The 15,755-nt window shown below is 52.3% G+C and carries 16 protein-coding genes; 12 read left to right on the top strand and 4 right to left on the bottom strand.

The features are described from left to right. Positions 1–232: hypothetical protein (locus ABYK60_RS02245; RefSeq protein ID WP_372870297.1), on the bottom strand; the 232-nt coding region annotated here is incomplete at its 3' end. 260 nt (positions 233–492) lie between these two features. Between ABYK60_RS02245 and ABYK60_RS02240 the strand changes: the two genes are divergently transcribed. Together ABYK60_RS02240 and ABYK60_RS02235 are read left to right on the top strand one after the other, a co-directional pair. Continuing rightward, positions 493–2,277, top strand: coding sequence for an ABC transporter ATP-binding protein/permease (locus ABYK60_RS02240; protein WP_372870290.1), 1,785 nt, complete (start codon positions 493–495; stop codon positions 2,275–2,277). A gap of 69 nt (positions 2,278–2,346) precedes the next feature. After that, positions 2,347–2,604 (top strand): hypothetical protein, encoded by a 258-nt coding sequence (locus ABYK60_RS02235; RefSeq protein WP_372870289.1) that lies wholly within the window; start codon positions 2,347–2,349, stop codon positions 2,602–2,604. Here ABYK60_RS02235 and ABYK60_RS02230 read toward each other — a convergent pair. Next, entirely contained in the window at positions 2,601–2,804 is a 204-nt protein-coding gene (locus ABYK60_RS02230) for a hypothetical protein (protein ID WP_372870288.1), read from the bottom strand. The two genes, ABYK60_RS02235 and ABYK60_RS02230, sit on opposite strands and share 4 nt — an antisense overlap. A gap of 262 nt (positions 2,805–3,066) precedes the next feature. On the opposite strand from ABYK60_RS02230, the gene ABYK60_RS02225 reads away from it, so the two are divergent. From ABYK60_RS02225 to ABYK60_RS02215, 3 genes are all read left to right on the top strand, one after another. Next, positions 3,067–3,672 (top strand): DUF5610 domain-containing protein, encoded by a 606-nt coding sequence (locus ABYK60_RS02225; protein WP_372870287.1) that lies wholly within the window; start codon positions 3,067–3,069, stop codon positions 3,670–3,672. 112 nt (positions 3,673–3,784) lie between these two features. Then, entirely contained in the window at positions 3,785–4,531 is a 747-nt protein-coding gene (locus ABYK60_RS02220; RefSeq protein ID WP_372870286.1) for a ferredoxin--NADP reductase, read from the top strand. 191 nt (positions 4,532–4,722) lie between these two features. After that, entirely contained in the window at positions 4,723–5,316 is a 594-nt protein-coding gene (locus ABYK60_RS02215) for a glutathione S-transferase (RefSeq protein WP_372870285.1), read from the top strand. A 100-nt stretch (positions 5,317–5,416) separates the two neighbouring features. Here ABYK60_RS02215 and ABYK60_RS02210 read toward each other — a convergent pair whose 3' ends face one another. After that, complete coding sequence (locus tag ABYK60_RS02210; RefSeq protein WP_372870284.1) at positions 5,417–5,920, bottom strand: hypothetical protein; 504 nt, start codon at positions 5,918–5,920, stop codon at positions 5,417–5,419. A 303-nt stretch (positions 5,921–6,223) separates the two neighbouring features. Here ABYK60_RS02210 and ABYK60_RS02205 point away from each other — a divergent pair, with 303 nt between their 5' ends. The 5 genes from ABYK60_RS02205 (at position 6,224) to ABYK60_RS02185 (ending at position 12,772) form a co-directional block, all read left to right on the top strand. After that, complete coding sequence (locus tag ABYK60_RS02205) at positions 6,224–7,231, top strand: extracellular solute-binding protein (RefSeq protein WP_372870283.1); 1,008 nt, start codon at positions 6,224–6,226, stop codon at positions 7,229–7,231. A gap of 81 nt (positions 7,232–7,312) precedes the next feature. Next, the gene (locus ABYK60_RS02200) at positions 7,313–8,941 is read left to right on the top strand and encodes an ABC transporter permease (protein ID WP_372870282.1); all 1,629 of its coding nucleotides are present in this window, start codon (positions 7,313–7,315) and stop codon (positions 8,939–8,941) included. A gap of 1 nt (position 8,942) precedes the next feature. Continuing rightward, positions 8,943–9,968, top strand: a complete 1,026-nt coding sequence (locus ABYK60_RS02195; RefSeq protein WP_372870281.1) for an ABC transporter ATP-binding protein — start codon at positions 8,943–8,945, stop codon at positions 9,966–9,968. A gap of 53 nt (positions 9,969–10,021) precedes the next feature. After that, positions 10,022–11,728, top strand: coding sequence for a gamma-glutamyltransferase (gene ggt, locus ABYK60_RS02190; RefSeq protein WP_372870280.1), 1,707 nt, complete (start codon positions 10,022–10,024; stop codon positions 11,726–11,728). A 108-nt stretch (positions 11,729–11,836) separates the two neighbouring features. Then, positions 11,837–12,772, top strand: coding sequence for a Dyp-type peroxidase (locus ABYK60_RS02185; RefSeq protein ID WP_372870279.1), 936 nt, complete (start codon positions 11,837–11,839; stop codon positions 12,770–12,772). A gap of 74 nt (positions 12,773–12,846) precedes the next feature. On the opposite strand, the gene argR is transcribed toward ABYK60_RS02185, so the two are convergent. Further along, entirely contained in the window at positions 12,847–13,311 is a 465-nt protein-coding gene (argR, locus tag ABYK60_RS02180; RefSeq protein WP_372870278.1) for a transcriptional regulator ArgR, read from the bottom strand. A gap of 285 nt (positions 13,312–13,596) precedes the next feature. Between argR and mdh the strand changes: the two genes are divergently transcribed. Both mdh and ABYK60_RS02170 read left to right on the top strand, forming a co-directional pair. After that, positions 13,597–14,532, top strand: a complete 936-nt coding sequence (gene mdh / locus ABYK60_RS02175; protein ID WP_372870277.1) for a malate dehydrogenase — start codon at positions 13,597–13,599, stop codon at positions 14,530–14,532. A 167-nt stretch (positions 14,533–14,699) separates the two neighbouring features. Then, positions 14,700–15,755, top strand: a complete 1,056-nt coding sequence (locus ABYK60_RS02170) for an efflux RND transporter periplasmic adaptor subunit (RefSeq protein ID WP_372870276.1) — start codon at positions 14,700–14,702, stop codon at positions 15,753–15,755.

Genomic DNA, 15,755 nt, shown 5'->3' with positions numbered 1-15,755 from the left:
AGCCAAACTTCCGAAGGAATTGATCAGATTGCGTCTGCCTTTTTCCTGTAACTCGGGATTGCCTGATTCCATCATCATCCATACCCAAGTCTGGATTAGCGTAAGAGGTGGGTACTGAACTTTTGAAGAATCCAACATAAATATCCCATAAGTCTTTGTAATTAATTAGATAATTTAATATTTTTTTGGGTTTTCCGGCGCTGGTGTTGCCAGCTACCTTTGGACTGGCCACAGATTAGCAAATTCTTTTTTTATGTATAACCACAAAGGGGGAAGATACCCAAAAAAAAACCTGTCAGTAGTATAAACAGGCTATCCAGTCTACCGCAATGTCAGTCTTAAGAATTACTAATTTACATTTTACAGGTTATTGTGCTGTAAATTGAGGGTTGAGATTTGATGGTTCTGCGGATGCCCTCTTTGTCAAACGCAGACGCGCAAGTATCGGTTGAAGTGTTAATATGACTGTCAAACCATTTGGACAGTCAATCTATGCGCCCATCAGCCTATTTCGAAGGCCCTGTCGATAAACTTAATTGGAAAGTGCTCAGGATGCTCTGGCCTTATTTGCTGGAGTTCAAAGGGCGTATTTTACTTGCGCTCGCTTGTCTGGTGGTAGCCAAGCTTGCCAGCGTGGGCATGCCTTTCTTACTTAAAGCGCTGGTGGATGACCTGGATGAAGGCAGAGTGCAGGCGCTGGTGGCAGTTCCCATAGGTTTGGTACTGGCTTATGGGGGGGCTAGGTTGGTGATGGCGCTGACAGGGGAGATCCGCGATACCCTTTTCGGCCGGGTGACCGAGCGAGCCATCCGGCGATTGGGGCTGGCAGTGTTTGAACATCTGCACCGGCTGGATTTGGATTTTCACCTCGAGCGTCGCACCGGCGGCTTGTCACGTGATATTGAACGTGGAACCAGTGGTGTCAGTTTTCTGATGCGATTTATGGTGTTCAATATCGTACCTACACTGCTGGAAATCTGCCTGGTTGTAGGTATTTTTTTTGTGAACTATGGCTGGCAGTTTGCCGCTATTACTCTGGTTTCAGTCCTGGCTTATATTGGCTTCAGCGTGGTAGCCACTGAGTGGCGCACCGGATACGTGCGAGAGGCGGCCAAGGCCGATTCCGTTTCGAATACCCGCGCCATCGACAGCCTGCTCAATTATGAAACCGTCAAATACTTTAATAATGAAAAGTATGAAGCAGACCACTATGACAAGGCGTTGGAGGCCTGGGAAACAGCCAAGCGCAACAATCGCTTGTCGTTGTTTGTCCTGAACGGTGGTCAGGCCTTTATCATTGCCGCCGCCATGACGGCCATGATGGCGTTGGCAGCAGCTCAGGTCACCGAGAGCAAGATGACTCTGGGGGACTTTGTGCTGATTAATGCCTTTATGATGCAGCTCTTCATGCCGCTCAACTTTTTGGGGTTTGTGTACCGCGAGATTCGCGGTGCTCTGGCCAACATTGAGCGCATGTTTGGCCTGTTGGATCAGACGCCGAAGATTTTGAATAAAGACACAGCACAGGCATTTCAGTGCCAGCGCGGTGAGGTTTGCTTTGAGCAGGTGTCTTTCCGTTATGACGAGCGCCCCATTCTTAACGAGGTGAGCTTTACCCTGGCACCCGGTGAAAAGGTGGCAGTGGTGGGTGACAGCGGTGCTGGCAAGTCTACTCTGATTAAGCTGTTGTTTCGCTTTTATGATGTCACAGGCGGACGTATCTTAATTGATGGTGTTGATATCCGGGATATGACTCAGGATAGTCTGCGCAGGGCTATGGCCATTGTGCCTCAGGACACAGTGCTCTTTAACGACACCTTGTTGGAGAATGTCCGCTATGGGCGTCCCGGTGCCAGCGATGATGAAGTGCGCGAGGTGATTAAGCATGCTCACTTGGCGGACTTTGTGGCCTCGCTGCCCCAGGGGCTTGAGACTAAAGTTGGTGAACGTGGGCTTAAGTTGTCGGGTGGCGAAAAGCAACGGGTGGCCATTGCCAGGGCTATGCTCAAGGGCTCGCCGATTCTGGTGTTTGATGAAGCCACTTCGTCGCTGGACAGCCGCTCCGAGAAAGCCATTCTTGATGCCCTCAGGGAAGTGGCTGTTGGGCACACAAGTTTGGTGGTGGCCCACAGGCTGTCGACCATAGTGGATGCCGACCGTATTGTGGTGCTCAGTCAGGGCAAAATTGCTGAACAGGGCAGCCACAGTGAACTGCTTGCCAAAGGCGGTTTGTACAGCCGTCTATGGCACATTCAACATGAACAAAAGATGAAGTGAAGTTCAGGTGTGATTCAGCAAGCGCCCATCATAATCCTTTAAAAACGTGGGCGTTATAACGGAGTCGCTATGAAAAATATCGCTTTGTTGGTCAATCTGGAAGGTATGCCGGAGAAAGTCACCACGGATTGGAATGCTGTCTCCACAACCTTGAGAAAGCGTCAGGTCAGTCCGGAAGGGCTAGAGGATATCTACGCCGATCTTTGTGCCGGACTCCGGGTATCTACCCGAGGTTTAACACTGGCCAAATTAAATACAGACCTATCACTGGATGGCATTATCGCAGAACGCGAGTCTGCACGCCAAGCCAGTGTCAGCTGCTGCTAATCGTCCTTCGTCGCCAGAGGAGAATCTGGCTTCCACCCTTCGCATAGCAGCAGGGGTTGTTTGTTTGCATCTGCAGGTAATAAGCGAATAATACGGCCATCCCTGAAGCACAGCTGCTCGCCTTCAATTTCCGTCAGTCGGTCGCAATTCTTGCAACTGGCACTTCGGGTTTTTGCTTCTGGTAACTTTGGATTGTTCACGCACGGTATCCTGATATGAGTGAGCGCGATACACCTCTCACATTTATCCTTTTGTGTGAGGTGTGTCAATAAAGGCTGGGCATTATACCTAAGCCTGCTTAACTTTGAATTAAAACTTAAGTCTAACTCTAATTTCCGGCCAACAAATGTAGCAGGTATTCAAAGCTGTTCAGGTTCAGCGCTCATCGGCTTTAATTGGTTAAAGTTGTGCAAAAAATGGTCGATAATAAGGTGGTATGCCATCGAGTTATCGAGGTGTGTTATGGAAATCCGTCCCAGTCAGCAAAATCACGGCGCCGAGGTATCGGCGATTGCCAAGGATAAGTCAACCCAGACTGGTCGTAATCACGGTCAGGATGTTGCCGTCGTCGCCAGTCAGAAAACTGCTGCCCACTCCAGTCGGGCGTTGATGAATGCTGCGATCCTCTCTGCGCAGCAAGAAGTGAGCTTAAGTGCCGCAGACGAGCCCATGGTGCTCTTGTACCGCGCCGCCATTGAAGCTATTAACGAGGAGTTGGCACCCGCCATGGGAGAACAGGCCATTCAGCGTCTGGCAGATGAAGGTGTTGATACCTCACCAGAGGCCACCGCCGGTCGCATAGTGGACTTTGCCACCCAATTTTTTTCCCTGCATCAGTCACAAAATGTCAGTCAGAGCTTCGATGAGCAACTCAGTGGCTTTATGAACATCATAGGTGGCGCAATCGATCAAGGCTTTAAAGAGGCACGGGATATCCTCTCGGGCCTCAAGGTGCTTGAAGGGGATATTGCTGCTGGCGTCGATAAGACTTACGAGTTGGTGCAAAAAGGGTTGCAGGACTTTATCGATAGTTTCAGCAATGCCGGCACTTCTGAGAAAACTGAGTGAAGCTCTCCATGCTGTCTCCGGGCAGTAAGTAAAGGCCTTTTATAAAAAGGGTTTTTATTTCGCTGTCCAGTGCTTATGCTGAAGACTAGGCTATATAGCAGCGAGAGCGAACATGTGGGTAGAAGGCACTATTCAGGGGCGGCGTGACTGGACTGATAAACTGTTCAGTTTGCAAATTAAAGCTGATATTTCCCCTTTTATCGCCGGGCAGTTTATTAAGCTCAGTCTGCAGCATGAAGAGCGACGGGTGGGGCGGGCGTACTCGTTAGTGAACCCTCCCGGCAGCGAATATCTTGAAGTGCTTGCTGTTGCCGTTGAAGACGGCCAGTTATCCCCCAAACTCCAGGACCTCGACGTGGGCGATACTGTGGAAGTATCGGCCACCGCCACTGGGTTTATGACCCTGGATGAATTACCCAGAGCCGACAGGACGGGACGTCAGCTTTGGATGTTGGCTACCGGAACTGCGATTGGTCCCTTTATTTCCATGTTGAAAACGCCTGAACCTGAGGCACGATTTGAGCATCTGGTGGTGGTTTATGGTGTCAGGCACGCCGAAGATTTGGCTTACCTTGCGGATTTACAGGCACTTGCCACGGCTAACCCAAATTTTCATTTGGTGCTTTCGGTTACCCGCGAACCTTTCCCTCAGGCTTTGCAACAACGTATTCCCCAGGCCCTTGCCTCGGGCGAACTGGAAGCTATGACAGGGCTTAGTCTGTCGCCAGAATATTCCCAGGTGATGATTTGCGGTAATCCGGGCATGGTAGCCGAGTGCCAGACGCTGCTGCTTGAGCGTGGGCTGGTCAAAAACCTGCGCCGGGCACCCGGTAATATCACAGTAGAAAAATATTGGTAAATGAGCCCGCGTTGATTTTTCGAGATGACGGTTTGTTCTGGTTGGCAAACCAGCAGCCTTGAAACAAGCAAGCTTGTGTAGTTAAGCCAATCAAATCAAATAGCAAGGGATAAAGATCAAGGGCTTTATCTGGTTCAACATCTGCTAAAAATAACCATAAAAAGTCACACGCTCTAAATAAGGATAAAGTCATGAAACTTCTGTGCTCGGCGCCGTCTCCATACTCACGTTTGGTGCGTATTATGGTGCGATACCTGGAACTCAAGGTTGAAGAGATTGGCACCAATCCGTTCGATAACGGCGACCAGTTGTTGTCGGGTAATCCGCTTGGGCAAATCCCCTGCCTGTTTTTGAACGATGGTTCAGCCCTGTACGACAGTGAAGTCATCAGTCGCTATTTGGATGTGACCTATGCCAAAGGACAGCTGTTTGGAGATCCTAATGCTGACTGGCAGGCGCAGTGTCAGTTTTCGCTGATAAAAGGGCTGATTGACAGTGCGGTGAAGCTGCGTCAGGAGCAGATGCGCGAAGATGAAGGAGTCCGTTCACCTTTCTGGACCGCCCGGTTCGAGCAGGCGCTGTTGCGGGGATTCAGGGAGCTTGAACGTCAGGGCGCAGGCAGTTCAGGACGTATAGATATCCGTGCCATGGCGTTGGTATGTTTGATTGAATACATTGAGTTCCGGCATCCCTCGCTGGAGTGGCGTAACCTCGCGCCAGCATTGGCGCTATGGTTTGACGACATCCGTGAGTTGCCCATTTTTGCCGAGACCCGGCCTAACTGAACCCTAAAAAAGGTTCACTTTTAATACTCAGGCCTGTGACACCCAGGCCTGAGTAACTTTTGGGGCCGGTTTTCTGCCCGCGCCGTGGGCCTGGGTGGCATCAGATGTCGGTGTGCCTGCGGCCCTTGGGCATCATACGTTTGTTGGTTTCGCCGAAATGGCCGTAAAGCTCTTCACTGAGGCCGTACCTTGCCCGTCGATCTGACCCTGGCACTCGCCTATCTTCATAGTGTTCGTAGTGGCATTGGCAGTTGGCCTGCTGGCAACCGGGTAACGGAAGTTGCGGGGCGTCAGCGGATAAAAATCGTTTCCCATCAATGGCTTTTCTGGCTTGGCAGTCCTCATTGCCAGCGGCAACCGCAACACAGTGGAAGGGATGATGACCCTGAGGAATACCTGCACTGTGGCGCACGTGCGCTTTTACGTCTTCCAGCGTTTCGCACAGAGTATGGTCTCTGAATTGGTTGGCAGCATGAATATCCTGTTGATGAAGATTATGTCTGTGTTTGCGTTGGCGCTGATGCCAGTGAGCTGACTGATAGCGGCTGTAGATAAACCAGCCCAGCGTTAATACTGAGGCCAGGATCAGCAACGACAGTGCCATGGGGTCTCACTCCTGAGTCCGAAACAATTAAGTTTCAGTTTAGTTTAGTTTGCGATACTGTGCGGTTATTGACCTTTAACCAGCTTAAGCATCAACAGTAAAATCTTTTTAAATCATGATGTAAGATAACATTTCGACGTTTTTTTGTTGCCAGGTTCCAGTCCTTGAATTACCCTTTATCGAAGTGATAATAATTATCATTAGTTAGATTGATAACGGATGGGGATAGCGGCCTGAGCCTGCTTAAAGCTGGCCTGCATGCAGCTCCATCTTCAATTGGCATACCTATCACCGGAGTTCGTCATGAAAATTTCCAAGGGAGTTCTGCTGGCCGGTCTGGCCTGTTTTGCTGGCTCGAGCATGGCTGCTGACAAGCTGACTGTTTATTCCTATCGTCAGGCATTTCTGATTGAGCCTATTCTGGCGGAGTTTACCAAAGAAACCGGGATTGAAACTCAGGTGGTGTTTGCCAAAGACGGCATTGCTGAGCGCTTGCAGCGTGAAGGCCGGCTGTCACCGGCGGATCTGGTGTTGACCTCTGAATTTTCCAAGCTGATGGAGCTGGTGGATAAGCAACTGGTGGATAAGGTCGACAGTGACGTGCTCAAAGAGAATATTCCGGCGCAGCTGCGCTCCGGCGATGATGACTGGTACGCACTGACCGTCCGGACCCGCAGCCTCTATTCCTCAAAAGAGCGTCTGGGTAAGCTGGATATCGACTATGAAGATCTGGCCAAGCCTGAATTCAAAGGCAAAATCTGTACCCGTAGTGGTAAGCACCCTTACAACATCTCGCTGGTGGCATCCATGATTGCCAATAAGGGCGAAGCTGAGGCCCGTACCTGGCTGGAAGGCCTCAAGGCCAACCTGGCGCGCAAGCCGCAGGGTAATGACCGGGCGCAGGTTAAGGCAGTGAAAGAGGGCCTGTGCGATATTGCCATTGGTAACAGCTACTACTTTGGCGCCATGATGCAAAACCCTGAGCAAAAGAGCTGGGCCGAAGCCGTTTACATTAACTTCCCCAACCAGAAAAACCGCGGTACTCACATCAATGTGTCGGGAATGGCGCTGCCCAAGCATGCTCCAAACCGTGAACAGGCGGTGAAGCTGATGGAGTTTTTGGCCTCGGACAAGGCCCAGCAGGCCTATGCCGAAGTGAACATGGAATACCCGGTAAAGGTCGATGTAAAACCATCTGAGATGGTGGCGTCATGGGGTGAATTTAAAGCCGACAGTCTGCCAATCGGCAAACTTGCCGAGTACCACGGTGCGGCAGTCAAGCTGCTGGATGAAGTGAAGTTCGATCTCTAATGGCGGGATAGCCAGGGGCAGGCGCAAGCCTTCCCCGACTGACAACGGCGCCACGGGAAGGCGCCGTAACCGGAAATATCTATGGTTGTTGGATTGCCCAAGCGCTGGTCGTTTCTGGGTTTTTTTATTGCATTCCTGCTGCTGACTCCGCTGCTTGCTCTGCTGATCACAGCGGCCTTGCCCGATGGTGAGGTTTTTTCGCATCTGTTTGATACGGTTCTGCCCACCTATGTGGCCAACACGGCGCTGTTGATGTTGGGGGTGTCACTGCTGTCGGTGCTGTTTGCCGTGCCAGCCGCCTGGCTGGTTGCCCGCTGCGAACTGCCGGGCAGACAGTTTTTTCAGTGGTCGCTGCTGTTGCCACTGGCCATGCCTGGTTATGTGGTCGCCTACGTGTACACCGATCTCCTGGATTACCCCGGACCGGTGCAGCGCTTTGTGCGGGGCTTACTGGATGCCACAGGCCCCGGCGACTATTACTTCCCAGAAATTCGAAGCCTTGGCGGCGCTACTGTGATGCTGGCGCTGGTACTGTTTCCCTATGTATTTTTACTGGCCCGCACTGCTTTTATGGAGCAGTCGTTAAGCCTGCTGCAAGCATCCCGTATCATGGGCGCCAGCGAGAAGACCAGTTTCTGGCGACTGGCACTGCCTATGGCGAGGCCTGCCATTGCCGCCGGCGTAGCTCTGGTGGCCATGGAAACTGCCGCTGATTTTGCCACTGTCAGCTATTTCGCTGTGCCTACGCTTACTACGGCGGTGTACGACACATGGCTTGGCTATGGCAGTCTGGCATCGGCGTCCAAGCTATCGGTGATTATCCTGGTGGCGGTGTTTTTGCTGATTTACCTTGAGCGATTCGCCAGACGTCGCCAACAGCTGTTTCAGCGCCAGGCCCTGACCGGGCAAATCCCCCGCCTGAACATTGGCCATTGGCGTTGGTTGGGGGTGAGTTATTGCACGGTGCTGCTGTTTGCTTCCTTTTTACTGCCGCTGGCAATATTGCTTGGCTACGCAATCGATTACTTCGATGTGAGTTGGCAAAGCGAGTTTTGGCAATACAGCTGGAACAGCTTTTTGCTGTCGGCCCTGACCGCGCTGCTGTGCGTGCTGTTGGCATTGGCGCTGCTGTTTGTGGGGCGGATAAGCCCAAGACCGATGGATAGCTGGCCTGCCAGACTCGGCGCCACCGGCTATGCGCTGCCGGGCACAGTGCTGGCTATTGGGGTATTGGGGCCGCTGACCTGGCTTGATTTCGGTATCAACGATTTGTGTGCCTGGCTTGGGCTTACAGGTCCGGGGCTGCTGTTTACCGGCAGCACAGTAGCGTTGGTGTTTGCCTTTTGCGTGCGTTTTGTGGCCATTGCCATTGGCGGCATCGAAAACTCCTGGCGCAGGCTGTCGCCCTCATTGGATATGGCGGCGCTCTCCATGGGTAAGGGGCCGATGGCACTGTTTTTTAAGGTGCATTTACCGCTGCTGCGTACCGGCATTCTGGCATCGCTGCTGCTGGTGTTTATTGAAGCCATGAAGGAACTGCCGGCGGCGCTGTTGCTGCGTCCCATCGGCTTTGAAAACCTTGCCACCCATGTGTTTGAGTTCGTATCGGATGAGCGGCTCGAGCAAGGCGCACTTGCCGCCATTGTGATTGTGCTGGTGGGGCTTATCCCACTGATTTTCCTGAATCGAAGTCTTGAGAAGGAGGGCTGAAATGTCCACCCTGCAAATCGACAATCTGCACAGTGATTACCGTGGCGCCGCCGTGCTCAAAGGATTGTCACTGACCCTCACTCAGGGGGAAATAGTGGCTCTGCTTGGCCCAAGTGGTTGCGGTAAAACCACGTTGCTCAGGGCCATTGCCGGACTTCAGGATATCAGCCAGGGCAAGATTGCCATTAATGGCGCTGCGGTGAGTGGCGATGGCGTATTTGTACCGCCAGAGAAGCGCGGTATTGGCATGATTTTTCAGGATTACGCGCTATTCCCCCATCTGACGGTGGCCGACAATATCCTTTTTGGTGTTCGTGGGTTGGACAAGGGCGCGCGGGCGCAACGACTTAATAAAATGCTTGCTTTGATTAAGCTCGATGGGCTTGGCAGTCGCTACCCCCACGAGCTGTCCGGCGGCCAGCAGCAACGGGTGTCGATTGCGCGTGCGCTGGCCTATGAGCCGCAGCTGCTGTTGCTGGATGAGCCTTTTTCCAACATCGATGCCCAGGTGCGCCGTGCGCTGATGCTGGAAATTCGTGCCATCCTCAGGGCTCACAATGTGAGTGCGGTGTTCGTTACCCACAGTAAAGACGAAGCTTTTGCCTTTGCCGATACCTTGGCATTGTTTGAAGAAGGGCGAATAGTGCAGCATGGGGTGCCTGAGGTGTTGTATCAGCTGCCGAAAACGCCTTATGTCGCTGACTTCCTCGGTACCAGCAATTATCTTGACGTCACTGTCAGTGGAGACTGCCTGCACAGTCCCCTTGGCTGCCACACACTGGGCCTGGATGTCAGCGGTTTGCCAGCCAGCGGCCAGTGGCTGTTGCGTCCGGAAGAGATTGAGATTGAAGCGGCAGATGACGGCGAGGGCGAAATTCTCGAGCGACGTTTCCTTGGCAATGGCTGCCACTATCTGGTGCGCCTTGGGCAGCAGGTGCTGGATATTCACAGCCATCTGGCCCATCTGGCCACCGGGAGTCGGGTACGACTAAAGGCGGAGGCAATTTCGCCGGTCATCTTTCCTTAAACAGGTGATTTGCAGCTGAAAACTGTGTACTTTGTGAGCACGGAGGTACTCGCATGAACAGATTTTCTACGCTGACCGCAGCCCTGACTCTGGGCTCGGTATTGGTTTCAGGAGGTGTTTGCGCCATGGACAGGATCACCGGAAAAGCATTTGCGTCCCGCTCTGAGGTATATGCCAGCGGTGGGATGGCGGCCACCAGTCAGCCTCTGGCAACTCAGGTAGCGCTGGATGTGCTTAAAGCAGGCGGCAGTGCCGTGGATGCGGCCATTGCCGCCAATGCCATGCTCGGGCTGGTGGAACCCACGGGGGCCGGTGTCGGCGGCGATCTTTTTGCCATTGTCTGGAGCGCCAAAGACAAAAAGCTTTATGGCCTCAACGCCTCCGGGCGCAGCCCCAAGTCGCTGACACTGGAGATGCTTCAGGCCAAGGGACTTGAGTTTTTACCCCCCTATGGCCCCTTGCCTGTATCTGTACCCGGCGCCGTGGATGGCTGGTTCGAACTCCATGACCGTTTTGGCCATCTGCCGATGAAACAGGTGCTGGCGCCATCGATTCGTTATGCCGAACAGGGCTTCCCCGTCTCAGAACTTATTGCCTATTATTTGGCGGGAAGCGCCCGTAAGCTGGGGCAGTTTCCTGGCTTTAAAGAAACCTATATGCCCGGCGGCAAGATGCCGGCCGTGGGCGAAATCATGAAAAATCCTGCCCTTGCCAATACTTACCGCAAGATAGCCGAAGGTGGCCGCGATGCCTTTTACAAAGGCGACATTGCCCGCAGCATAGACACTTATATTAAGGCCAATGGCGGCTACTTGAGTTATGACGATTTGGCTGGTCACAGCAGTGAATGGATTGAGCCTGTCTCGGTTAATTACCGTGGCTATGATGTGTGGGAATTGCCACCGAGTGGTCAGGGCATAGCTGCGCTGCAAATCTTAAAGAGCCTCGAAGGCTTTGATATTGCCGCCATGGGGCATGACAGTCCCGAATATGTGCACCATTTTGTTGAAGCCAAGAAGCTCGCCTTTGCCGACAGGGCTCGCTTCTATGCCGATATGGCCTTCGTCGAAGTGCCGGTAGCTGAGCTGATTTCCGAGAAATACAACCGCGAACGTGCTCATTTGATCGGCCCAAGAGCTGCCAAGTCGGTTGAGCCGGGCAATCCAAATTTACAGCAGGGGGATACCGTATATCTCACTACCGCCGATGGCGAAGGCAATATGGTGTCGCTCATTCAGAGTAATTTCCGTGGCATGGGATCGGGCATGACGCCACCGGATCTGGGCTTTGTGCTTCAGGATCGCGGGCAGCTGTTTGATTTGACCCCCGGCAGACCCAACTCCTACGCCCCGGGTAAGCGGCCGTTTCACACTATTATTCCCGCTTTTGTCACTAAAGACGGCCAGCCCTGGCTCAGCTTTGGAGTGATGGGCGGCGCAACTCAGCCTCAAATGCACGCACAAATCATCATCAACCTTATTGATTTTGGGATGAACCTGCAGGAGGCAGGAGATGCGCCGCGTATCCTGCATTCAGGTTCCAGTGAGCCTACCGGTGAAGTGATGAGCGACGGCGGCTATGTGAGTCTGGAGTCAGGCTTTTCGATGGAAACACGTCGCGAGCTGGTGAAGAAAGGCCATGTACTTCGTGATGCGCTGGGGGAATTTGGTGGCTATCAGGCTATTGGTGTGGATGTGAAAACCGGCGTGTATCGGGGTGCATCAGAGAGTCGCAAGGATGGGCAAGCGGCTGGATATTAATCATTAACTTGATGTAATCGCGTGTAATGTGCGCCGCTCGGTGATATTTTCCGTTAAAGTACCGGATAATGTGGCCGACAATGACATATTCAGTAAGGTCTTAATAATATGGATAAACAGGCTATGCCACGTGAACAATTGGGGGTGTGCGCTGAGGGGAATCTTCACAGCGTTTATCTGATGTTCAATGCCGCCGATGGCGTTGAGGCGTCACTGCGGGCTTCTCTGGCCAGCGTTGCCCAATACCTCTACGACCTGACAGACCAGTATGCCGACAGTGCTTTTAATGGTTTTGTTGCCGTGGGCGCCAATTATTGGGATAACCTCTTCGCAGGCTCGCGCCCCTCGCTGTTGAAGCCATTTCCGGCCATGCATAACGACAACCGGGATGCACCGGCGATTGAGTACGATTTATTTGTGCATCTGCGTTGTGACCGACTGGATATATTGCATTTGGTGGCCAACGAGGTGGATCAGATGTTGGAAGAACAAGTGGAACTCATTGAGGAAGTACGTGGTTTCCGCTTTATGGACAATCGGGATCTGACTGGCTTTGTGGATGGCACAGAAAACCCCAGAGGGCGCAAACGTCAGGAAGTTGCCCTGGTGGGGGATGAAGAACCGTCTTTTCGGGGAGGCAGTTATGTGCATGTACAAAAGTACGCTCATAACCTGTCGAAATGGCACCGCCTGCCGGTGAAAAAGCAGGAGGACATTATCGGCCGCACCAAAGTCGATAATATCGAGTACGCCTCGATTGATAAGCCGCTTACCAGCCATATCAAGCGGGTGAACCTGAAAGATGAGCAGGGCAGGTCGATGGAGATTCTGCGCCAGAGCATGCCTTATGGCTCAGTGAAAGAACAGGGACTGATGTTCATCTCCGTGTGCCGTACCCCGTTACACTTTGAAAATATGCTGGCTTCCATGGTTCACGGTGATGGTGAAGGTAACCATGATCACCTGATGCATTTTACTCAGGCGCTGACAGGTTCATCCTTCTTTGCACCATCGCTGGATTTCCTGATTCAGGAATTGGATTGAGTCCGGCCAAGAATAGCATCCATAAAAAACGCCTCGATTGAGGCGTTTTTTATGGATGCTATTTGTTGTCGACATCAGTCCGCGTAGTTAAACAGTGACTTCACCGTATCCAGGGTTTCTTCGATGGTCTTGATGCTGGAAGGGCAGATAAAAATGGTATCGTCACCGGCGATAGTGCCAAGGATCCCTTCGGGCTTGCCTATGGAGTCCAGCAGGCGCGCAATTAACTGAGCAGCCCCTGGGCTGGTGCGCACTACTATCATGGCTTGGTTGTGATCGACATCCAGCACTAGGTTTTTCAGCGGACTGCCTGCGGTGGGAACACCAAGTTCTGCAGGCAGGCAGTAAACCATTTCCTGCTTGGCATTGCGGGTGCGCACGGCCCCAAACTTGCTCAGCATGCGAGAGACTTTGGATTGGTTAATGTTGCTGAAGCCTTCGGCCTGCAGCGCATTAACTATCTCACTTTGGGAGCCAAAGCGCTCTTCCTTTAACAACGCCTTGAACGTTCTGACGAGATCATCTTGACTTTTTTGCATAGTAGGCGGCTTTGTAGTTATTCAAAAATCCTGCGCATTCTGCATATTTTTCAATAAAAAGTCAAGGTATTACCAGTTTCTGTGAATAAAAATTCACGCTGACGCAGCCATCCGGATGGCTCGTCAAACAGGTGTTTCAAAATGCTGACAATGGCAAGTAAATTTGTCGCAAAGCCAGACCCTGCGCGACTAAGGGATAATTGAAATTTGTGTGACTATGCTTTAATGTTGCGCCATCAAATACGGATCTACCTCACAAATATCCGAGATATAACGGAGATTACTATGAAAGTTGCTGTTCTTGGTGCCGCCGGTGGTATCGGCCAGGCTCTCGCCCTACTTCTGAAAACCCAACTGCCTGCTGGTTCACAGCTGTCTCTGTACGACATTGCTCCTGTGACACCAGGTGTTGCCGTAGATCTGAGCCACATCCCTACCGCCGTTGAGGTAAAAGGTTTTGCCGGTGAAGATCCAACACCTGCGCTGGAAGGTGCCGATGTGGTACTGATTTCTGCCGGTGTTGCCCGTAAGCCAGGCATGGACCGTTCTGATCTGTTCAACATCAACGCCGGTATCGTGCGTAACCTGATTGAAAAGGTTGCCGTTACCTGTCCGAAGGCGTTGGTTGGTATCATCACCAACCCGGTTAACACCACTGTAGCCATCGCTGCTGAAGTGTTGAAAAAAGCCGGTGTTTACGACAAGAACCGTCTGTTCGGTGTGACCACTCTGGACGTTATCCGCGCTGAGACCTTCGTTGCTGAAGCCAAAGGCGTTGACGTAGCCAGCGTGAAAGTAAATGTGATTGGCGGCCACAGTGGCGTGACCATTCTGCCTCTGCTGTCTCAAATCGAAGGCGTAAGCTTCAGCGATGAAGAAGTGGCTGCTCTGACCAAGCGCATCCAGAACGCCGGTACCGAAGTCGTAGAAGCCAAGGCCGGTGGCGGCAGCGCGACTCTGTCTATGGGTCAGGCGGCTTTCCGTTTCGGTATGTCTCTTATCCGTGGTCTGCAGGGCGAAGCCAACGTGGTTGAATGCGCCTATGTTGACGGCGGCAGCGAGCATGCAGTGTTCTTCGCTCAGCCAGTGCTGCTGGGCAAAAACGGCGTAGAAAAAGTACTGCCTTATGGTGAAGTGAGCGCGTTTGAAGCCAACGCCCGCGACGCCATGCTGGACACCCTGAAAGGTGACATCCAGCTGGGTGTGGACTTTGTTAAGTAAGCCTGACTGATATTAAAAAACGGAGCCTGGTGCTCCGTTTTTTTATGCTTGAAAAGTGGTTCAATTTATTGGCTTTATGTGCAGGTGTATATAAAACTGTTAGTATTTTTACCGGGTAGTTACCTGATTGCAATCAGGTGGCAAAAGCAACATTACAGGAGTTTCCAATGACCAGGTTCAGGCTGTTATCCCTGTTCTGGGTGAGTGTTCTGCCGGGAGTGGGGGGCGTGCACACGGCGTTGGCCGTTGAGGCACCAAGGCCAGTAAAAGTGGCTCAAATCTCTTTGGCTGACGGCGCGAGCCAACGAACTTTGCCTGCTGAGGTGAGAGCCTCTGAACGCGCAGGTTTGTCATTCAGGGTTGGAGGGGAAATTCAATCCATCCATGTGCGCCCCGGTGAAGAGGTGAAGGCGGGGCAGTTGTTGGCAGTGTTGGATCCGGCCCTCTATGAGCAACAGCTTGAAGTGGCTAAAGCCCAGTATGAGCTTGCTCGTGTTTTGTATCAGCGCAATCTGAATCTGGTTGAGCAAGGGGTGGTTTCCCGTAACGATTTTGACAAGTCAAAAAGCGATCATGATGTAGCCAAAGCCGCGCTCGATAAGGCCGAGGTTGAATTGGCCTATACCCGCCTCAAGGCGCCTTATGATGGTGTGATTTCCAAACGCGACAAGCGCCAGTTTGAGTTTGTTCGTGCCCAGGAACCGGTTCTGGGGATACGAAACGAGAACTCGATAGATGTGAGTTTTCAGTTGCCTGAGCAATTCATTGGTGTGATTCAGCGCAATCAGGCCAACGGTGGTCGCATAGTACCGCCTGAAGTCCGTTTCGACAGTCGTGATGCCTGGTTTCAGGCCTCGTTGAAAGAAATGAGCACGGTAGCAGACAGCGCAACAGGCACTTTCACCATGATTTTAACTTTGCCGATGCCACCGCAGCTGAATATCTTGCCGGGCATGTCTGCGTCGGTAAGAGTTACTTTGCCTGCGGCCGATGCTGGCCCTTCTCCAGAGATCCCTGCTGGGGCGATTATCAGTGACTCAGGAAAAACCTGGGTGTTTCGTTGGTTGGCAGATAGCCAAAAAGTAGAAAAAGTAGAGGTCGTTCTGCAGGGGCACAGACTCATTTCGGGGCTGGCTGATGGGGATTTTCTGGTTGTCGCCGGTGCTGAAGAATTAAAAGATGGTCAAGGCGCGGTACGCTGGATCAAGGAGCGGGGACTGTGA

The sequence above is a fragment of the Shewanella sp. genome, from assembly GCF_041630135.1.
Classification (GTDB): domain Bacteria; phylum Pseudomonadota; class Gammaproteobacteria; order Enterobacterales; family Shewanellaceae; genus Shewanella.
This window is presented reverse-complemented; position numbering and strand designations above follow the sequence as displayed.